Raw genomic sequence first — 565 nt, forward strand, 5'->3', positions numbered from 1 at the left:
TGATCGCTGGTTGGTTCGTGGGCTGCGGAGGGGACACCGCAGGGGAGCGGTGGTGCGGCTCACGCCGGTTGGGGAGGGGGCGACGGTCCGCGATGAGTGAGGTCGAGTTCTACTCGCATCAGCTGCTGGCTTCCTTAGTCTCCGAGGGCAAGCCGGAGGAGCTGTCGCGGCAGGGGCACACGCTGACCCGTGCGGCTCAGGTGCTGGCCGCGGTGGGGCAGGAGATCGCCGCCCGCATGTCGCGGGTGGCCTGGGAAGGCGAGGCGGCCGAAGCCTTCCGTGCCTGGGGGCGTCACTTCGGGGAGCAGTCATCGGTCCTGGGCGAGTACGCCTATACCGTCGGCGAGGCGATGCTGCGTGCCGGGACCGCGCTGCGCGAGGCCCAGTCCGCCATGCCGCCCCCGCCACCATCCGTCCTCAGCACCGAGGCCAGCGCCACCCCCCTGGACGAGATCACGGCCGAGACCGACCGCCAGGAAGCCATCCGCGTCGCCGAACGCCTCGTCTCCACCTACCAGGTCGCCGCCGACCTGATGCAAAGCGCCGAAGAACCACGCTTCCAGCC

General features: G+C 70.8%; 1 protein-coding gene. It reads left to right on the forward strand.

What is annotated here, in order from left to right; all coding sequences use genetic code 11:
• Positions 1 to 92: 92 nt before the first annotated feature.
• The coding region (locus tag JK356_RS21520) for a WXG100 family type VII secretion target (protein WP_374100695.1) at positions 93 to 565 on the forward strand (473 nt) is incomplete at its 3' end.

The organism is Streptomyces sp. 7-21, assembly GCF_016741785.1.
In the GTDB taxonomy this organism is placed as follows: Bacteria; Actinomycetota; Actinomycetes; order Streptomycetales; family Streptomycetaceae; genus Streptomyces.